At 62.5% G+C, this 19,590-nt stretch carries 15 protein-coding genes; 5 read left to right on the plus strand and 10 right to left on the minus strand.

The annotated features are described in order from the left end of the window. Positions 1 to 292 precede the first annotated feature (292 nt). The gene (locus tag U1769_RS14105) at positions 293 to 961 is read left to right on the plus strand and encodes a TetR/AcrR family transcriptional regulator (RefSeq protein ID WP_332717068.1); all 669 of its coding nucleotides are present in this window, start codon (positions 293 to 295) and stop codon (positions 959 to 961) included. Between the two features lie 719 nt (positions 962 to 1,680). On the opposite strand, the gene bamA is transcribed toward U1769_RS14105, so the two are convergent. After that, positions 1,681 to 4,422, minus strand: a complete 2,742-nt coding sequence (gene bamA, locus U1769_RS14110) for an outer membrane protein assembly factor BamA (RefSeq protein ID WP_332717070.1) — start codon at positions 4,420 to 4,422, stop codon at positions 1,681 to 1,683. A gap of 780 nt (positions 4,423 to 5,202) precedes the next feature. On the opposite strand from bamA, the gene U1769_RS14115 reads away from it, so the two are divergent. Beyond that, entirely contained in the window at positions 5,203 to 6,483 is a 1,281-nt protein-coding gene (locus U1769_RS14115) for a hypothetical protein (protein ID WP_332717072.1), read from the plus strand. A 118-nt stretch (positions 6,484 to 6,601) separates the two neighbouring features. Here U1769_RS14115 and U1769_RS14120 read toward each other — a convergent pair whose 3' ends face one another. The 5 genes from U1769_RS14120 to U1769_RS14140 all read right to left on the minus strand — a co-directional run bounded on the left by U1769_RS14120 (position 6,602) and on the right by U1769_RS14140 (position 11,875). After that, positions 6,602 to 7,042 carry a hypothetical protein gene (locus U1769_RS14120; RefSeq protein WP_332717074.1) on the minus strand — a complete coding sequence of 147 codons (441 nt, stop codon included), beginning with the start codon at positions 7,040 to 7,042 and terminating at the stop codon, positions 6,602 to 6,604. Positions 7,043 to 7,051: 9 nt separating this feature from the next. Beyond that, positions 7,052 to 8,035: a hypothetical protein gene (locus tag U1769_RS14125; protein WP_332717077.1), complete on the minus strand. Its 984-nt coding sequence runs from the start codon at positions 8,033 to 8,035 to the stop codon at positions 7,052 to 7,054. A gap of 93 nt (positions 8,036 to 8,128) precedes the next feature. Then, positions 8,129 to 9,667: a hypothetical protein gene (locus U1769_RS14130; protein WP_332717079.1), complete on the minus strand. Its 1,539-nt coding sequence runs from the start codon at positions 9,665 to 9,667 to the stop codon at positions 8,129 to 8,131. Between the two features lie 69 nt (positions 9,668 to 9,736). Further along, positions 9,737 to 11,443, minus strand: a complete 1,707-nt coding sequence (locus U1769_RS14135) for a DUF2971 domain-containing protein (protein ID WP_332717081.1) — start codon at positions 11,441 to 11,443, stop codon at positions 9,737 to 9,739. A 3-nt stretch (positions 11,444 to 11,446) separates the two neighbouring features. Then, positions 11,447 to 11,875 (minus strand): DUF1810 domain-containing protein, encoded by a 429-nt coding sequence (locus tag U1769_RS14140; RefSeq protein ID WP_332717083.1) that lies wholly within the window; start codon positions 11,873 to 11,875, stop codon positions 11,447 to 11,449. 897 nt (positions 11,876 to 12,772) lie between these two features. Between U1769_RS14140 and U1769_RS14145 the strand changes: the two genes are divergently transcribed. The 3 genes from U1769_RS14145 to U1769_RS14155 all read left to right on the plus strand — a co-directional run bounded on the left by U1769_RS14145 (position 12,773) and on the right by U1769_RS14155 (position 16,621). After that, complete coding sequence (locus U1769_RS14145; protein ID WP_332717086.1) at positions 12,773 to 13,102, plus strand: hypothetical protein; 330 nt, start codon at positions 12,773 to 12,775, stop codon at positions 13,100 to 13,102. Beyond that, on the plus strand, positions 13,099 to 14,079 hold the full coding sequence (locus tag U1769_RS14150) for an AAA family ATPase (RefSeq protein ID WP_332717088.1): 981 nt from the start codon (positions 13,099 to 13,101) through the stop codon (positions 14,077 to 14,079). Before U1769_RS14145 ends, U1769_RS14150 begins: the two co-directional genes overlap by 4 nt. Before the next feature lie 211 nt (positions 14,080 to 14,290). Then, positions 14,291 to 16,621, plus strand: coding sequence for a S8 family peptidase (locus tag U1769_RS14155; RefSeq protein WP_332717091.1), 2,331 nt, complete (start codon positions 14,291 to 14,293; stop codon positions 16,619 to 16,621). Here U1769_RS14155 and U1769_RS14160 read toward each other — a convergent pair whose 3' ends face one another. The 4 genes from U1769_RS14160 to U1769_RS14175 all read right to left on the minus strand — a co-directional run bounded on the left by U1769_RS14160 (position 16,622) and on the right by U1769_RS14175 (position 19,571). Then, positions 16,622 to 16,915, minus strand: coding sequence for a hypothetical protein (locus tag U1769_RS14160; RefSeq protein WP_332717093.1), 294 nt, complete (start codon positions 16,913 to 16,915; stop codon positions 16,622 to 16,624). A 15-nt stretch (positions 16,916 to 16,930) separates the two neighbouring features. Continuing rightward, on the minus strand, positions 16,931 to 17,971 hold the full coding sequence (locus U1769_RS14165) for a hypothetical protein (RefSeq protein ID WP_332717095.1): 1,041 nt from the start codon (positions 17,969 to 17,971) through the stop codon (positions 16,931 to 16,933). A gap of 221 nt (positions 17,972 to 18,192) precedes the next feature. Continuing rightward, on the minus strand, positions 18,193 to 18,795 hold the full coding sequence (locus U1769_RS14170; RefSeq protein WP_332717098.1) for a hypothetical protein: 603 nt from the start codon (positions 18,793 to 18,795) through the stop codon (positions 18,193 to 18,195). Further along, positions 18,792 to 19,571, minus strand: a complete 780-nt coding sequence (locus tag U1769_RS14175; protein WP_332717101.1) for an RNA polymerase sigma factor — start codon at positions 19,569 to 19,571, stop codon at positions 18,792 to 18,794. Before U1769_RS14175 ends, U1769_RS14170 begins: the two co-directional genes overlap by 4 nt. Positions 19,572 to 19,590 lie beyond the last annotated feature (19 nt).

Below are 19,590 nucleotides of genomic sequence, written 5' to 3' on the forward strand. Positions count from 1 at the left end.
GCGAGGGTCAAGGGCAGCGCGTCCCCTGGTGGCGCAGATGTCACGCCTTACGTTGACATGTCAACTGCACGACCCTCAAAACCTGGGCGCGCATGAAGGCACCGATGTCGCTCTCTCATGCTCAACTCTTGAGGCGCCCGCCCCTCTCGCTGGTGCATGGGCGACAATTCTGTACCGACTTGACGTCACGCCGCCCCAACCAGGGAGCGTCCGCCGCCCTCTCTCGGCTGGCGCCACGATTCCAAAGACGCTAGTGTATTGCGCCATGAGCCGATCGCAGGGAAATACGATAGTGCCGAAGAGCACCGCCGAGCGGGGCCTCTCCAGTGAGGAGTGGATCAACATTGCCAAGGCGACCTTGATCCAGGAAGGCATCGCCGGGGTGAAAATCGATCGCCTCGCCAAAAAGGCGGGCGTCACGCGCGGCGGCTTCTATTATCGCTTCAAGAGCCTGCAAGGTATGCTCGATGCGCTGATCGACCATTGGCGTCAAACCAATCACCAGCCGATCATCAACACCCTCGACGGGCCGGGTTCTCCACCAGAGCGCTTTCGCGCCCTGATGCGCTTGTGGATCGAAGAGCAGGACTATGATCCCGATTTCGATGCGGCCGTCCGCGGCTGGTCGCGTGTGTCGCCCAACGTCGCCAAGGTCGTCCATGAGATCGACGACCTACGGATTGGGGCGCTCAAGCGCCTGTTCCTGGACGCCGGCTACGATCTCGACGAAGCCTTCGTTCGTGCTCGGATCACCTACTTTCACCAGGTCGGCTACTACGCCATGGGCATGCGGGAATCACACAAGCGCCGCGAACAACTCAGCGAGTTCTATTATCGCATCCTGACCGGCTTCCGCGAGGGCGAGCTGAAGCATCTCCCGCCCGCGCCAAAACGCGAGCAGGCGAAGGAACGGAAGGGCCGGACCGAGAAGCCGAACCGTCGCGGGCGCGCAGACGCTTAGACCGGAGCGCACGGGCTGTAGCAGGCTCGCCGCAAAGTTCGCGCTCGCCTATCGTGCAGGTCCGAGCGTGACCTGTTTCAAGGGCGCCTCCGAAGGCAGAGGCCACTGGTTCGAATCCAGTCGGGTGCACCATTTCTCAATGACTTAGCGGCCGCAGCCGAAAACTCGTCAAATAACCGTCAAATAAGCGGGAGCGGACGGTGGCGGATTCGGGCTCTCTCGAAATTGCGATTCGCACCGTTGACCGATCGGGGAACGGGGCGCTCTCTACTCATTTTTGGAATGGATGACGTGATTACGCCGGTCGGCGTACCATCACTGCGTTTGCACCGTGCGAAGCTTCAGTGCGTATGTGTACGCCAGCGGACAGGGCTTCCACCAAATCTGATCCGGAAAGTCGCGGAAAAGCATGCTTTTCTAGATTGCAGTCCCAGTATTCCCACACTTCTTACCACAATCACCATGCTGCCGCTGGCGACCGTCTGCTTTGGCATGGTGCCAGCCTTGTACCGGGGTGTCCAGACGGGCATATCGACCGGCTTTGGCGCGATAACTTGAGCAAAAACGCGACCCTTGGTGGCAAGCGCGGCGGCTGCCAGCTCCACAGGCGCATCGCCCCGATGCGGGGCACCAGCCTTAATGCGTGAGGACAGGAAACAGCAGAGGCGGAGCGATCAACGCCACCTAACCGGCGTTCATCACTCACTCGACTTGGTTAATCAGGCCCGCGCAGGCGGCAGCGCGTCGATGTCGGCGTCGTCCTCGCCGGGCTCGCCCGACAGCAGCGCCTTGGCTACGTCGATTCGCATCGGGCCGAACGGGAAATTCCAGTTGGCCGCGAACCCGATCGTCAGCCGAGGGCGTGCGTTGTCACCCATGAAGCGATCGGACCAGGGCGCAGCACCCACCTCGGAGACGGGGACGGCGATCGCCTTGGCGTCGAGCCCAACCGCGGGCAGCACCGGCGCGCCACTGGCATGATAGACCGGCTGGCCTTCACCGTCCCGGGCCTGCGCAAAGGCGATCGGCGCAGTCGGACCGGCAGCACTGATCAGCGGGCCGGTAAGCGCGAACACCGAAGGCCGCAAACCGAGATCGTTGCCGCCCACCCCAGCCAGCACGTCGAGCGAGACGCGGCTGGTATAATAGTCCCGCCCACCGGCCAACGCGCCACTATTCTCGATGCCGTCGGTCAGGACTAGCAGCGTGCGGCCAGCGAGATCGGTTGCGTCATCGAGCTTGGCCGGCAGCAGCAGCCCGGCGGCGCCGACGATCTGCATGCCGGTCGAAACCTGGCTGTAGGTCACAGCATGATCAGACCCGGCATAGTTGAACGCGCCATTGTCGCGGCGGAACAGGGTGCCGCCCAGCGCAAGGTTACGATCGAACAGGTAGGGCTCACCAAAGCCAAGCTCGACTGACTTCGAATAGGTCGAATAGTCCAGGTACGCCGAGACCGTCTGGCCCTTGCCGCGGAAATTGCGCTGCGCGATCGACGCCTGGAGAATGAACTGCTTGAGGCTGGAGAAGCCCGCCGACAAAGTCAGCTCGGCCTTGACGGGTTCCTCGACGTCGGCCTGCAACGCAATGCCGCCCGGCGCCAAGCCCTGCTTGTCCTCGGTCTCAAACTTGTCCTCGAAATAGCCGAGCGAGTTGATGCGGTCCTGCGACCGCGCGACGAGGTGGCTGTTGAACGCATCGCCCTCGGCAACGCGGAACTCGCGGCGGATCAGCTTGTCCTTGCCCATGACATCGCCGGCGACGTCGATCCGCTCGATGAGGGTCCGGTTGGGCTCGCGCACACCAAATGTGAGGTCGATGGTGGTAGCGGCGGCGTCGCGCTCCAGCACCGGCATGATCTCGGCAAACGCAAAGCCGCAGTTGCTGGCGTTGGTGGCGATCAGCGCAACCGCATCCTCGACGACCTTGGCATTGTACCAGTCGCCGGGCGCGACCGGCAGCGCGGCGGCGAGCGCGGCACCCTCGAAGCCGGCGATGCCGCTGTCCACGCCGACCTTGCCAAATCGGTACCGCTGACCTTCTTCAACCGCATAGGTGACGATGAAGTCCTTCTTGTCCGGCGTCAGCTCGGCGACCGCCGACAACAGCGCGAAATCGGCGTAGCCCCGGGTCAGGTAGAATTCGCGCAGCTGCGCTTGCTCCGTGGCAAGGCGGTCCGCGTCATAATCGCTGTCCGACCAAAAAGACTCCAAACCCATCCGCTTGGGCGCCATCGCCTTGCGCAGATCAGCGTCGGAGAAGGCGGCGGCGCCGACGATGCCGCGGACCTTGCCGACCGGCCCTTCGACGATCGCGAAGACGAGATCGACGCGGTTCTTGTCGAGGCGGACCATCGCCGGCTCGACGGTCGCGGCGAAGCGGCCCTGCTGGCGATAGAGGTCGATCACTCGTGAGACATCGGCGCGCATCGCGGTGCGCGTGAAGATCTGGCGCGGCCGCAGCTTGAGCACCGCGACGATCTTGTCCTGCTTGAGGCGCTTGTTACCCTCGAAGACGACGCGATTGATGACCGGGTTCTCGCGGATGCGGACGATCAGGTCACCGTCAACCATGCCCTCGATCTGGACGTCGGCGAGCAGATCGGATGCGATCAGGTCGCGGATCGCCTGGTCGATGGTGTCATCGGAATAGGCGCCACCGACGCGCAGCTTGGTGTAGCTGAGCACGGTGTCGGGCTCGATCCGCTGCGATCCCTCGACACGCAGCGAACGGATCGTGCGCGGGCCGGTGTCGGACACGGGCGCGACATGCATCGGCTTGGGCTCGGGGGCCTTGGCGATCAGGGGCACCGCGGCATTGCCCGGCAGGCCGGACAGGATGGTGCCGGCGAGCAGCGACGCGGTCACCGCCCGCAGCCGGCGCGGCGTCGCAACGCCGGGGACCGCCTGGCCGAGCGCAGCGCGCAACCACGCAACCAGCTGGTCGAGCAGCGCCTTGATGCCGCCGCCATCAATGATCTTCCAATTGACCGGCGAGCCGTCGGGACGACGCTGCGTCACCTGCCGCCACGGCGAACCGCCGCCACCGCTACCGCCGCCGCCGCCGCCGGTGGGATCCGGTTCGGGTTCGGGTGCGCCTGGCAACTGCGGGCCGCCCTGCCTCGGCAACCTCGAGACAATCACCAGCCGGAGTGAGCCCAGCCATCGAAAAAAGCGCCACGTCGCGCCCGCCCACCGGCGCAGACAGCCCCACGCCCCGCCGAGGAACTGGCGCAGCAGCAACAGATCCTTCATCAAAAAGGCAGGAAATTTCTCGCAAGTTTCGTGAAATTCGACATAGGATTTAGCCCAGCGAAACGACGTCTTGATCGCGCTGAACACCAGCGCCACGCAAACGACGACAGCGTTGCGCCAGATCAAATCGTAGATCGCGTCGGGGTCGAAGTTAGCCGTGGCCCCAAGCAGGGCGTTGAAGGCTAGCACGCCTAACAAGAAGCGCACGAATCCCATCGTTGAAGTTACAATATCTGAAAACCTGCGAAGCGACAATGACGTAAACGTCAACCTGCGCTGTCACAGTGCGGACTGCACCATACCCAACGGGCACGGCTAGATTGCTGAAGAGGAATGAACCGAAATGAGTGGAATCACTGCGCGCGCGGCGAGCTCCTCCAATCCGTCAGCAATCCACCCGCTCGTCCGTCGGGGCGAGGTCGATGAACTTCGACCCGGCGCTGGCGGGATGCTGCTGTTTGTCCAAGAAGGTCGCGGCTCGGCCCAGCTGTACACTAATCCAACGTAGGACGGCTGTGGTGCGCGATTTCATTGCGTACGGACTAGCACAACCGCGCTTGCCGCCAAATCTTGTTGAACGACCCGACTTAAGCGAGCGCCTGCCTTCAGGACCTTCAATAGACCCCGACGAACGACCGGGATTAGGGCTTTGCTGCCGACCAGGTCGCGGCAAGGAGGATCCATTCCCGGACGTTTAGGCTGCCCTGATCGCTTCCCAACTTTGGACGCTTGTTTATGTTAGGTCATCACCCTTCATGCGGCGACACCGAGCCGCCCGGACGGCGAGAAGTGAGACATTGCTGCAGTTCGCCTGAGGAGTGTCGAACGGCGGCTCTTGTCAGAAGCCGACGTTCAACGTTCGCTCGACCGGTGTCTCGGAACGTCAGTAGCGGGCCGATAGTGTTGAAGAAGTCCGGGATTGTCGTTCGCTGATATTGAAGTGAGGCTGGGCGCCCGCACGTCGAGAGGATTGATGAAACACGTCCGATGAAGATCACTCGCACCAAAAAATGGGTCTCGGATGAGATGCTCAATGAACTGCTTCGCGCATTCGAAGCGGGCACGATACTTGAGGCGGGGACGCTGAGCTATCAGCATTACGACTTCAACGAGCTCTATGAAATTCTGCCCGATGCGTTCTCGGTCAAACCGACAGTCAGCCGGTCCGAAGCGATTGGCCTGTTTTCCAAGGCCCTGCGCGCCTGCCGCCACGCACAGACGATGACGGCTGCGGCATTGATCGAACAGGCTTCGGTGCTTCACCGGCAGACGCTCGCGGTGCCGCTCGAACGCTATTCGCTATGGAGCAAGTTCCGGGCGCGAGACATGGCCCATAGCAAGGGATTCAGTCTGAACTGGCGCGGCGTCACGTTGCGTACCACAGTCGCCTTGCCGGCCTGGATGCGGCGCGAGGATTACCTGCTGAGCGGGGTCGGCTATATCTTTCCGGAACAGCCGGAAGGCTATGGCTATGTGATCTTGAGCTGCGATGAGCGCGACGAGAATCGTGCGGCCGATCGCATGATGGACGCGCTGCAGCTCATGCTGGGGTTGCTCAATCTCTACGAGTCCTGGCGGCGCCATACCCATTGGGGCGGACGCAACTGGACCGAGGGCAAATTATGGCCGGGTCCGACCCAGTTCGTATTTCGCGGGAAGGCGTTCCGGGGCGATAACCGCATTTGGTACAATCCCGATTATGACGAGGACGCCTGGGGGCACTTCCCTCCGGACATGAAGCGCATCCTCAAGGTCGTGCCCCGGGCGAGAAAGGCACTTGCTTCGCTCGATACACATCCGTTGCGCGAGGTTCTGGTGCGCGCCGTCATGCTGCTGCAGGATGGTCTGGTCAGCCGGGACGGCAGTCTCAGACTGTTGCGCTACTGGTCGGCGCTCGAACAGCTCTATGTCGAGGCGGACGCCAAGAATGGCTCGAACGACAAGGTGATCGAACGCGCGCTGTTTGGCGAGCGCGAGCCAGCCTTGTCGAGGTGGAAGCTGGCGCACATCGCCCGGCTGCGGAACGATTACGTCCATGCCGGTGTCTCGGGCGACGATCTCCACGATCTCGGACAGTTCCTGCGCGAGCTGGTCGTCCGGCACATCAACTATTGGATATTTCGCGGTGCAGATCTCGCCGATCATGCCGCCATGCTGCAATTCGTCAAATTGCCATCCGGGCACGCTGCGCTCGAACAATTGCGCATACTGGTTCATCGGCGGCTCGCGCTGATCGAGGCGCGGCCACCGGATTCGGACGCGAGCTAGGGCGCACCCTCGACCGATGCGCAGACCGACAGGCCACTGGCTCAAACGAAGCGACGCTTACCTCATGGGAGGATGAAGCTGCATCTACCGCGAGATTGACTCACCTTCCGCCATCATTCTAGGGTTCGCTAGGACCAAAGGGGTCGGGATGATCCTCGAACGGCCATAGCGTCGGAAAACCATCGCGAAGCTCGATGGCCGCAGCAGCCGCCTGCCCGAGCAGAAAGCGGGGTTCCGGACCATAACCGGCGGACACGCCGTAGCGACATGCGACGTCGAGCCAGGCAGCGGCGCAGCGTGCCAAATAGGTCGCGGCAATCAGGAAGCCGTGCCGCTCGACCGGATCCTTATGCCTCGCCAGCGCTCGTGCCCTTTTCGCAGGTGGCGCGCCCATGAAGTCGCTCAGCTCCGCGCCCTGATCCTCGAGGATGGCGTGGATCCCGGCGGCGCCGAGCACGACGCCCGAACGCCACAGCGCGTCCGCGCCTTCGGACCGGAGCCGTTCGACATACCAGGCTATCTCGCGCCACGCGGCGTCCTGGTATCGATCAAGATCCATTGCTGCGCCTCAGCTCGATGCGACGGCGCGGCCACGCGCGGCCGCCGCATCCTCGGCCGCGACCTGCTTGATCGTCGATATCGCGCGCAGGAGATAGTCGGCTGCAAGGATCGCGTTGATGCTGCTTTGCGGGGAGGAATAGGAAACGATCCCATGCAGTGAGGCATGCCGATTGGGCACAGGATCCGCGGATGCGATCCCGACCGCCGCTTCATCCTTCATATGCATGTAGAGATGCTTGGTGAGCTTCTTATAGAAGCGCAGGCCGGCGACACCGGTCGATGACATTTCGGCGGGGGTCAGACCGCCGATCGCTTCCATCAGGCGCTGCTGGCTCGCCATTTTGTCGAGCGCGCCGCCATGAATTTCCTTACGCGACACCCGCTCGATCTCGGGAAACAGCAGGCGCGGCGCGCAACGATACAAGCCCGCGCCATGGGCCGCGACCGCTTCGGCAAAGGTCGCCTTTGCCTCGTCATCCAATGCGCTGACGTCGATGTCGGCGCACAGCGCACGCGCGATATCGGGCCAGTGGATCGCATAATGTTGGTGGATCGCGACATTGACCGCAGCGGGATCTTCCGGGTCGTCGGCGACGAGATCGAGCGGCGAATTGGCGTGTGGCAACCAGCCGAGCGCTTCGAGGCGGCCGCATTGCGCATCAATGACCTGAAGACGGCGCAAAGGCTCGCTCAGCCCGGCGAAGGGCTTCATGATCTCGGCGTAGCGGTGGCGAAACTCTTCGCCAATCTTGGTCAAGGGCGCGATCGCCGTCTGCCAGCGCTGGATGGCCTCGGACAGCTCGGCGGCGGCGGGCACGGCGAGGACCGGCAGTTCAATGCGCGGGATTTGCGGCAGGTCCAGCGTGAGCGAGGGGAATGCCCCCTTGATCGACTCACCATGATCCCACGCGTGGTTCAAGGCGTCGAAAATCGCGGGCGAGCCACTGGTCCCTCCCTGATCGTTTTGATCCTCGACCGAATCGTTTGCCACTGCCCTTGTCCCTTACCTCGCCTCGCTCCCGTATGGGCAAATTGCCCGGCGCCGAAAAGCGAACCGGCTAACGTGTCGCGACGTCTGCGGAAATTACCCAGCCTCAGCGATGATCGCCTGCGCGCGCATTCCAAGCTGGTTGTAGTTTATGACGCCCGGATCGTCGGTGATCACCGCGAAGCGGCTGACAACATGATGTCGAATTTTGTCTCGCGCGAGCGTTTCGGTCAGCAGCCCCTCGCGACGGCGCTCTTTCCCGAGCGCACGTTTGTAGTAGCGCACCAGCCGCCGGTTATAGCGCGCGTAGAGCACGGGATCGCGCTCGACCCTGGCGAGATCGATCCAGTTGTTCTTGCACTGGAAGTTGTGAATCACCTGCCCGAGTGTGGTGACGACGTCGAATTCCTTGCGGTTAATCCGTTTGATGTCGGTGACCGTGAACCCGGCTTTGGCGAGGTCGCGCTTGACCATATCCTCGAAGATGAAGCCGGCATTGGAGAGGAAACTTCGCCGACTGCCGAGGTGGAGGTTTTTGAACATGTTGGCGAAGCGCGAAAGCAGCACGACGTTGCTGATCAGTCGGTCCCCAAGCGCGAGAAACGGTGCATAATCGTTCGAACAATCGGCATAGCTGCCCGACGGACTGATCAGCAGCGCCTCCAGCTCGGGCGCCGGGATCGCATCCTGGCAGACGATCGCCGCGTCGAACAAAGTCCGCGGTAGCTCGACATAATAATCGTCGCGGCAGTGACGGGAGCACAGGATCAACAGCCGCTTGATCGCGCCATAAGCGGCGTCGTCCACCCCGAACTGCGCGAAGACCGCTTCAAGCAGCCGGACATTGTTGCGCAGCTCCGCGGCCGAGAAGACCAGACGCGGATACTGCGGTTCGCGCCGCGCCGCGCCGATCTGCTCGCCGCGATGGTCGATCATATCCATGATCGAGACCCGCTCTGGCTCGAGGAACATCGTGCCAAGCGGGTTGAAGGCCTGGCTCGCCATTGCCCCGACCCCATCCAGTTCGAGCGCGAAATCGGGCAGGCAAAGCAGCTGGATTTTCTTCCAGCTCCATCCGGTCACGCCATCGCAGCAGTATTCGAGGAGCGGCAGCATCACACGCCAGGCGAGCTCGGGCGCGAGCGCCTGTGTGCCAGTGCAGGCCTTGGGTATAGCGTAGAGCAGCGAGACCATATGGCGCCGCCGCGACTGGAGAAAATCGATCCCCGCCGCGACGCTGTCGAGTACGAAGCCGCCCGCCAGCGAACGACCGGATTCGCGCAGGCCGACCGAGGCGATGGTCAGCTGGATCATGGAAAGCATGAAGCGGCGGGCTACGGCCTCGCCGAGCAAAGGCTCGAGCAGATCGCGCGCGGCAATCGCGGGACTGGGGTCAGCCGCCAGCGCGTCGCCCAGTGGTAGCGACAGCAGCTGGTGTTCCACGGCACCAGGGACCGCGAACTGCGGTATATTGATGAACTCCTCGGCCGAACGGATAGCGGCATGCCAGGTCGCGATTGCGCCCGCCGCTTCGAACGGCGCGAGGTGCGCGATAACCGCGTCGCCGTGGTGCATGATCTCGCGCTCGACGATCGCCATTGCTGCGTCACCACGCAGTGTTTCGCGACCGTTCATCGCTCGCCCATCCCGGTCGAGCGATTGGCCGGTGGAACATGTCTCGAACCGGGCGCCGCGGCCCGCCTGTCAGGCACCGGTCTCGACCCAGGATTCGATAGCCATTTCAAACGCGCGCGTTGACGGACGGGTCACGAAGATCTCGACTTCGGGATTGAGTCTCCGGGCGAGGTCGGCCAGCTCGGCCTGCCTCGCTGCGTCCATCCGACAGCCCAGGATCAGCCCGGTGAGCTCTTCGGCCCCAAAGGGAAGATCCTCATGCGCCGCATCGCGATCGCGCCCGAAGCCGAACTGGATGCGCCATTCGCGCTCATAGGCCCAGTCGATCGCCTTGGTATAGATTTGGGCGTCCGTGAGCGCCTTGGGATCCTGCAAACGACCGGTGATCATGCGAGCCAGTGTCGCGCTGTCCCCGAAGCGTGGCATGGCCCGGGCGTAGCGGACCGGTTTTGCCATCCCGAAAGCATTGTTGTCGCCTTCGCGGGTGAACCGCAGAACGGCGCCCTGATGCTGCTGACCATAGTGCGCCCACATCAACATATTGCCCGGCGTTTCGGTCAGGCAGAGCAATTTGGCGCGCTGAAGATGAAATTGAAGTTCGGCGTTCATTTCGACGATCGAGGCGGTGGCGGCAATCGACTCCTCGATGATCGGCGCGACCATCTCTGCGAACGCCGCACGCGTGAGATCGGGTTGCGCCGCCTTGGTGACCCGCTTCCACGCCTCGAACAACGCCTGCGGCGCCGGCACTGAATCGTTGCGCCAATCGGCCCAGAGTAGATCGATCGCCGCGTCGCGCACGCTGTCGTGATGAAAGTCGAGATGGAGGTCGAAGCTCAAATCATAGGGATCGTTGAGCAACGGCGGCGTGGTCCAGCGCAGCCGGCCCGATCCGAGCACGATGCGCGCGGTCTCGAAGGACGTGTATTTGTAGAGGTAAGGATCGGCGTCCCGTTGGACCCGAGCTGGTTGCCGCCCCTGCAATATGGTCCGCAAGACCTGCCCGGAGCGGAGCGCGGTGTGCGCCACTTCGTCGGCAACCGGCTCGATGGCTTCGAGGGCAACAAAGCTGGTCGCAAGCGAAGATTTGGCTGGCCGCCAAGGAACCGGCGGCCCCGAACGAATCCAGTGCGGTAAGTCATGCGCGAAGACCGCCGTGTCGAGATAGAGCGCTGGCCCGGGAAGTCCGGCAGCGGTGCCTGCCGTTTCGGCCTCATAGGCGCGGGTGAAGGCAAAATTAGCCTGGAGCTGCGGAATGATATCGAAAACCCGCCGGACCTTGCGCGCGTCAGCGAGCGCCCTTTTGCGGTCGATCGTCCCGGCAACGAGCTGCTCGATGATCCCGGTCACGGCTTCGTCCTGTGCGAGAATGCCGCGATTGCTGCCCTTGGCGCGCAACCCAACCGCGATCACACCGCGCAATCCTCGTCCGCCATTGGCCAGATCGATTTCGGTCGCTGCCTGGTAGAGCGCCCAGCAACGGGCGATGAAGCGCCAGGCCTTGTCGCTGCGGCTCGGTTCGATGTTGCTGTAGGCCACAGCGCCATCGTTCATCACCAGAGTCGGGAATCCGCCGCTGCTATGTTCAGAGACGACCGCTTGGAAGTCGCGCAGGCGGCGCAGCGGCGCCCTTGCATCCGGATGAGTCGGATCGAACCCGGCCTTGTCGATCTCGCCGCCATAGCCGAGCAGGTCGAGCCAACAGGCGATCGCGATATAGGGCGGCGTCGGTGTGGTGGCCGTTGCACGCCCCGATTTCCTGCGCCCGGTTTCCATCGGTCAGCCCCTGCCCAGAATATCGAGCGTTGCCTGATCCGACCCGCTAAACCAGCGCGTCAGCGCCGCCTCAAGCAACGGCCCGCCACCCGCCTTTACGAACAGGGTCAGCGACGACCGCAGCTTCACCGCATCGATGCTGCCGAACACCGCTTCGGCGGTGGTGCCGGTCAGATCCTGGAGTGCGGCAACACAGGCCTGCAGTCTTGCTCCGAGCATTAGATGCGCGAGATAAGCGCGCGCTTCGTCCAGTGAGCCGATCGCATAACGCTGTGCCATCGCCGATGAACCTAGCCCGGCGACCTGCGGAAAGATGAACCACATCCAATGGCTGCGTTTTGCGCCGCGGCGGATTTCGGTGAGTGCCATGTCGTAGCTTGTTGCCTGTGCATCGATGAATCGCTGCAGTTCAAAAGGATCGTCCTGCTTCATGATTCTGTTCATCGCCTGCGTGTCCCACTGCCGCCAGCAAATATTTATCGTGCCGCCAAAGCCTCAGATTCCCGAGCGAAGGGAGCCCCTGCCGCCGCGAACAGGAACAGTTGCCCACAAGCACCCGGCTTGACTCGCAAACCGACACAATAGAACAAATAGGGAACGAATCAATCGACCCCCGAGTCTTGAATGGTACCATGGCCTCCCATGCCGTCCTTGCCGATCTGCGCGCGCGCATGACCATAGCCCCGCGCGGTGCTTTCAGTTCAACACCAACTGCTCCTTGGCAAAAGTATCTCGGGCTCGGCATTCGGCCGCCACTATCTTGGAGAACGGCGGCTTTCAGGATGGGAGGCGGACTGCCGGAATGACCGCTGTTGGGGCGCTAAGCCGACCGGCCGGTTTGTGCTACCCGATTGGCGGGTTTCAGCGAAAGCCGCCGTTCGCGTCACCGACGCTGAATGTCTTGAGCTGGTCGACACCCGCCGATGATCTCGTTGCCGCGACGATCCAGATGCGGACACCCAAGGCGGCTTGCACGGCTCCCGAAACCGGACGTTAGTTCAGGTGCTGCTTTCGGCTCGAAGTGGGCCGATTCCGGACTGAGAGTTTTTTGCGAGTGAGCCGAGCAAAGCGGACATCGCATTAAGCGGTGATGCGCCGGCTACGACGGAACCGCTTACCGACACGCCCCTTTAGGTGGAAGATAGCGTCCCAGCGGACGGCCGCGCATTCCGGCCGAGTGGCAGTTCAAGCGGCACTTCGTGCATCGCCAGCCAATCCCACACCCCCTTCTCAACTGACTTGTTTCGACTCGACAGCTCTCATTTATCCCGATGGCAACATCCTCAAGCATTTCTTGCAATTTATGCAAATCTCTAGCACACGCTTGGCATGCGCGGCAGAAAGCCCAACAACCGAGCCGAGTCGACGATCGAGGCGCTCCAATCGCTCATGGCACAGCGAGGCTGGAATCAAAGGTATTTGGCTGAAATGCTCTCAGTTTCTGACTCGACGCTGAGCCGCGCGCTGTCGACAGGACGCGCGTCATCGGGCTTCATCCGCCGAGCGACCGCTTTTCTGCAACGATCTGGATCTGACGATAAGTTCGTAGATCTAAATTTGCGTTTATTGCAAAAAACATATAATTTACTTGTTGCGCTAGACAGCAAAGTCGATGCCCTGGCGGCGGAGTCGCCGGGGAACCAAGGACGCCCGATATGACCACCGCTCGCCAACTCATCAGCATGATCCGAAGCCATGCAGCAGGCGATGGCGAGCGCTTCTTGTCGATCGCGGAGGAAATCGCCGGGGATGCGGAGAAAGCCGGCAAGACCAAGGTCGCTGAAGACGTTCAACGGCTAATCGGGGCCATTCGTGCGGACGCGTCGGCAAAGTCCAGCGCGACCGCCACGCCGCTTGCAAGGGCACGCGGCGAACTGGTGGGGCTCATTCGCGCTGCTTATCCGGATGAAACGCTGGCCGATCTGGTCCTGAACCCGAGGCTCGAACAATCGGTTCGTCGTGTAGTGCGGGAGCACCGCGAGCGCCTTGCTCTCGAAAGCCGCGGCCTGAAGCCACGCCGTAAGTTCCTTTTTTCAGGGCCGCCGGGGACTGGTAAGACCATGACGGCGGCAGCGATTGCAGGGGAACTCGGCCTCCCGCTGCTCACGATCCTCCTGGATGGCGTGATAACGAAATTCATGGGGGAAACCGCTTCCAAGCTTCGCCTGATCTTCGACGCCATGCATACGACACGCGGCGTCTATTTTTTCGACGAGGTCGATGCGCTCGCGACCCGACGCGGCTCGGAGAACGACATCGGCGAAGCGAGGCGGATGCTCAATTCGTTCCTGCAGTTTCTGGAGGAAGAAAATTCCAACGCAATCATTATCGCTGCAACCAATCACCGGACGCTGTTGGACCCGGCGATCTTCCGGCGCTTCGACGGCTTCTTTCTCTATGACACGCCGTCAGTGGAGGAAGCACGCAAGGTCATGCGCAACCATCTGGTCCAGTTCGACCGGGACGCAATCGACTGGGATCAGGTCGATAAAGCAACGAAGACGTTAAGTCATGCGGATGTCGCGGCGGCCGCCGAAGATGCCGCGCGCGATGCGGTGCTCGAGAATGACGGTCAATTGACCGCAGATCTTCTTGTTCGCGCCCTCAAAGACCGGGTTCAGCTTCACGCACATTGACGCCCATGATGGGTCCGGCTCATAATGAGCGACTAGGATCAGGGGGAATTCCATGCCCGTCTATCGGCATCTCCATCTCCGAAATCTCGGAGTGGCGTCTGAACGTTTTCAACCGCAAGGTGGCGGTTCGAAAGACCGGCCCGAAGAGGTTCCCGACCGCGACGCCCATGCGCGCAAACTCCGCGCCAGCTTTACCAAAGCAGTCGCCGACTTGCCGGCAATTGCCCGCGAGCAAGCGCAATATCGGGTTCCCGCCGCCGCGCGCGGCATGGCGGTGGCGGTCGAAGGCCGGCCAATGATCGCGATCGAGGTCGGCGATCTGAAGCTGGAAAGCCGGGGCCTCCAATTGCTCAGCGTGCAACGCGGCCAGGGTAACCAGCCTGATCGCGCCATCTTCTTCCTGAAGGAACGGAGCGCCAAAAGCCTGTTGAAGGCCCTCGATAGATACCAGGCCTATGACGAGGAAGAAGACGACCGACGACCGAACCGGTTCTGGTTGTTCGAAAGCGTCGATGACTTTCGCGAAGCGACGATCGAGGATCTCTGGACAGATCCCGATGACCGGCTGTCCTCGGCAAAGGCCGGTGTGGTCGAGTGGGAAATCTGGATCCGCCTGTCCGCATTGCCGCTGTTCCTGCGGATCGTCGAGACGAGCGAGGCCCAGCTATGCGGCGCGCCCACCGACTTCATCGACATTGCGGTCGTTAACATCCGTGCTGATCGCGCGACCATCGCCCACCTGATCCGCGCCAGCGCTGCAATCGTCGAATTGCGCAGCGCGTCGAATTTCTCGAGCCATTACCATGGTCTCGATCCCGAGGAACGGGCCGATTTCGTCCAGACGCTGGCGAGCCGACTGGTGCCGGCTTCAGGAGCGCCGCCGCTGACCACGATCCTCGATACCGGGGTAAACCATATCCATCCCCTGCTCGCCCCGTTCCTGCCGCCTGCACGGTGCCGAACGATCAGAGCGGATTGGGGAAATGCCGATCATCATGGTCACGGCACGATGATGGCTGGCGTCGCCCTCTATGGCGATCTGAACCATGTGCCGGTTGGCGCTGACCCGCTAGGCGTCGCCACCGCGGTAGAGAGCATCATCGTGACGGCGCCGGCCGACAAGGCGGCGGTGCCGGCCCACACCGCGCTTGGCGAAGCGATCATGCTTGCCGAGCAGGATCCCAATGCCCGCATCTTCTGCCTCGCGCAGACGGCGCCAGGCGACGCCAATGACGGCCGCCAAACGAGCACCTCGGCTACTGTCGACCAACTGGCCTGGAACGACGGCGAGAAAACACGATTGTTCTGCGTCGCGGCCGGCAATGTCCCGACATCCGCACTAGAACCCTATGAAATCGCCCATTATGCCGAGCGCAACAAGCAACATCGGCTGGAAAGCCCCGGCCAGGCGCTGAACGCCCTCACTGTCGGCGCCGCCACGATCAAATGCCCCGACGATCTGACGGTTCTGGCACCGTCGGGCGATCTGTGTCCGACCGCGCGCACGGCGCAGGAGTGGAGCCTTCGTCCCGCGAACAAGCCGGATATCGTGATGGAAGGCGGCAATCATGTCGTCGACGACGGCGATCCGTGCTCGCATCCGGTCAAGCGGACGATGATTCTGACGACCGGCCGCAACGTCAATTCGCATCCGCTGCAATGCGTCGCCGAGACGAGTGCAGCAACCGCGGGTGCAGCCGGCATGGCGACACGGCTGACGTCAGCATATCCCAGATTCCGCGCCGAAACGCTCAGAGGCATGCTGGTCCATGCCGCCGACTGGACGCCGGCGATGATGGACCGGCTGCGCGCCGCCCGACGGCTGGGCGCTTCGGAAGGCGAGGCAGTCGCCAGCGTTCTCGACTGTTTCGGCTGGGGCATGCCCGTCGAAGAGCGGGTGATGGCGAGCGCCGGCAATGCGCTCACCATGATCATCGAGGACGAGCTCAGCCCGTTTGAATATGTCGATAAACGCGTTCGGCTGCGCGAGATGAAGTATTTCCGGCTGCCATGGCCGACCGACATCCTGCAATCGCTCAACCAGGAAGAGGTCCAGCTGCGCTGCACCCTGTCCTATTTTGCCGAGCCGGATCTGCATGCGGGTAGCCGCGACCGGCTGGATCGCTACGCCTCCCACCGACTGCGCTTCAATCTCAAGGCAGCGGACGACAACCATGCCGAAGCACAGCGCCGGATCAATACCCTGGCCGAGCTCGAGGAAGGCGCGACCTTGCCGCCGAGCGCTGGTCCGGTCGATCGAGGATGGCGCATCGGCGCCCGGCGCCGCGGCTATGGTACGATCCATCACGATATCTGGACCGGGCCAGCCCATGAACTAGCCCAGCGCGACGGAATCTCGGTCTATCCGGTGAGAGGCTGGTGGGCCGACCGTCGCGACCCTGCCTATTACAATGGCAAGGCGCGATTCAGCCTGATCGTCTCGATCCGAAGTCCGCGAGCCGATATCGACCTGATGGCAGCGGTCGCGATCAAGGTTAAGGCAGCCAATCTAGTCGAGAACGTCGCCGTAATCGGCACCTAATCAACCCTGGACCGCGATCGCGCGGCCGTTGAAGACGACCACGACCTTCTCGCCGATCTGGCTCTCGCCGGCCGGGGGCGCCATGATGACAAATTCGGCTTCCTGACCAGCCGTCGATGCCGTGGCAAAGCCCTCGGTGACGCCGGTTTTGCGCATGTCGTAAACCGCCCGCAACGTGGCAAGGTTTGGCGTCTGCGCATCGGCGTGCGCGTGCGTCGCTCCGGCCTTTTCTGAACGAACGACCTGCCAGCCCGGCAATAAGCCCTGGGCGATCTCTTTGGGTGTCTCGGTCATGGACTCTCTCCGTTTCTACCAGCCGAGGCCAAGGCAGTTGAACTGACGCCACGTCTTCAGCGCGACTGCGGTCAAACCGGGATCCATGGTCAATGGCATGGCCGTAATGAAGGCAACCTTGGCATCAAACAGCGCCCTGGCCGGCGGGGCGCCAGCGCAGACACTATTCCAGAACGCCTTGTGCAAAATATGGCTGCCAAAGGAAATGTGCGCCCCGGCGGGCGAATAATGCGCACCGGTGCAACCGACAAAGCTCGAGGCGCCCTGCGCCAGGAACGTGAGCGCGATCGAGTGGGCCGGAGCAACGATGGTTGGCTGTTCGGTATCGCCGATTTCATGTGCTCGTTCCTCGACCGTCAGCGCGCCATAGCAACTGGCCGCGAAGACGACACCGCCGACGATCGGTCCGATCTGAGCGCAGTTGAGCGCCTCGATCGTACCGCTAGCGCTCTCACCCCAATAGGATGCGAGATCGGACGACGAGCCGTGGAGCACCATATAGAGATGCGCGGCATCGAGCTGCTCTACTGGAAGCGTCGCGCTGGTGGTTGGCGCGGACGCGAGGATCTGCTCCGGGCCGGGAATCCCGGTGAAAACCAGGTCGGCGAACGGCCGTGCGCTGTTGCGCAGCCCGAACCGGCGAAAGCGCGATTTGGCCAGCGTGCCGGTGAGTTGCGTCATCAAGAGGTCCCCCGAACCGCCATCGGGGATCCGCGTGACCGGCAGGTCCGGTAGCCCATTGCCATTGACGTCGGCATAGGGTTCGTCACTCCAGACGAGAAAATCATCCGGATCGCCGCCATGGCCGATCGCGGTACGGATCGCCGGCGCCAGCACATCGAGCCGTAATGCCGGGAGGACGTTGTAGCCGCCGACCAAGACGAGCCCTTCGTATCCCGCGGCCGCTGCTGCAACAGCCGCAGGGCTGACCTTATCCGGCGCGAAGTCGAGTAACGTGGCGCCACCGGAACGAATCAACTCCGCCGCTTCGTCGGCCTTGTCCCCGATCGACTCCCTGAGGCGCACGAGCGAGGTCGCGAACAACAGTTTGGGCAATGGTCTGCCGCTTGCAAGTCTGCCTGTGCTCACCTGTTACGTTCCCTCGATACGACGACCGTCCAGGTCGAACCGTCGGGAACGCACATCCCGATGGTCGACGGATCCTGACCTGTGTCACGACAGACCCGATCTTCCCTCGTCAATCGATGCGAGCGAAGCAAAACGGAAATGGCGAAAAGAAATCTTTCCGCGTCACGCCCTTTCCCTCCCGAGCGATGTCAGTCGGCAGCGATGGAAAATTGCAGCATTCGGCTTCTGTCTTCCTCGCTCATCGGTGTCGTCAAGATTGCCGCATCGAAGCTCTGCTTGGACGAGCCAGGCGACGCATCGACTACGAAACTGCCTGCACCGACGGCCATTGCCGGCCGGCCAAGCGTGAACCGCATATCGGCGTCGGGCACACCGAAGCCGTTCGCGAGCCAAGCGACAAAGCCCCCCGGGATCGTCGCGAGATCGACCATTCGATTCTTGAGCTTGTCCATCAAGGGGGCAGGCAAGGCGAGCTGTCGCGCAATCGTGCGGATCTCAGCAGGCGTACGGGCGGCGAAGACGTCGACATGGCCACGCGCTTCCGCAAGGTCGCGATGGAGGTCGGCAAGCGACAATGCGGCGCGATCAACCAGCGGGGCATCCGCTCGTGCGTCGGACGCGGGAATGTCAGTTTGCGCCAGTTGGACAAATTCTGCGGCGATCGCCCGAAAATCCGCTTCCATGGCGGGAAACCGAGCGACGAACTGATGAAGCCGTCCGGCATCGAGATCGCCAGTCGCGAAATCCTCCAGGATATCAGCGCGGGACGGTGTCGCGGGCACGGCCGTCACCGCACGTCGTCGCTGGACAGGCGTTGCAGCTTGCGAACACCACTCTTTATCCGGTTGCGGATCGTACGTTCATCCACCTGGCATCTCCTTGAAATCGAATCTGTGGCCGGATCATCCGAATGAAGCGGGATACCTTCCAGCCTCAGGGTGATCGCGACACGTTCGGGTTCGGGCAGTTGGTCAATCGCTGCGAGAACCGAATTCCGGAAAATCTGAGATTCTGCGCCATACAGGCGGATATCGTCCGACCCGTCATCGGCGCGCAGCGCGAGCACCCATCGGTCCGGATCTTCCGCGTCGTCGGAGGGGGCGGGATCGAAATTCGGCTCGCGCCGCGCTCGCTTCGTCTCGCGGCGATGCTGGTCGCGTCGCAAGGCGACGAATGCCAGATCGAACATGACTTCGAACGGATCCAGGCGTTCGGGGTCGAGCCGGAGCGCTTCTGACAGGCGTAGCGCGAACGCCCCGAGAATGTCTTCGCGTACGCCCTCGGCATCGGGCAGGCTGCCGGCGCGGATCGACCAGCGCAGATTGAGCACGCAGCGTCCGAGCAACGCGGAACACAATCGATCGAACCACGCGTGATCCGGATCGTGCACCGCCTCGCGAAGCAAGTAGACCAGACATTCCGACGGCAAATAATCGGGATGACGTCGATCCGATATTCTAAGAAGCGTTCTGAGGCTTGCTCGATCGACGCCGGCGATGGCGTGCAAGCGTTGGGTGACGGCCATCGGCCGCTGGTACAGCTGGCCGTCCGTCCGCTTCTTGGTCAACGCCCTGAGCACGTGGCAA

The sequence above is a fragment of the Parasphingomonas zepuensis genome (assembly GCF_036663735.1).
GTDB lineage: Bacteria > Pseudomonadota > Alphaproteobacteria > Sphingomonadales > Sphingomonadaceae > Sphingomonas.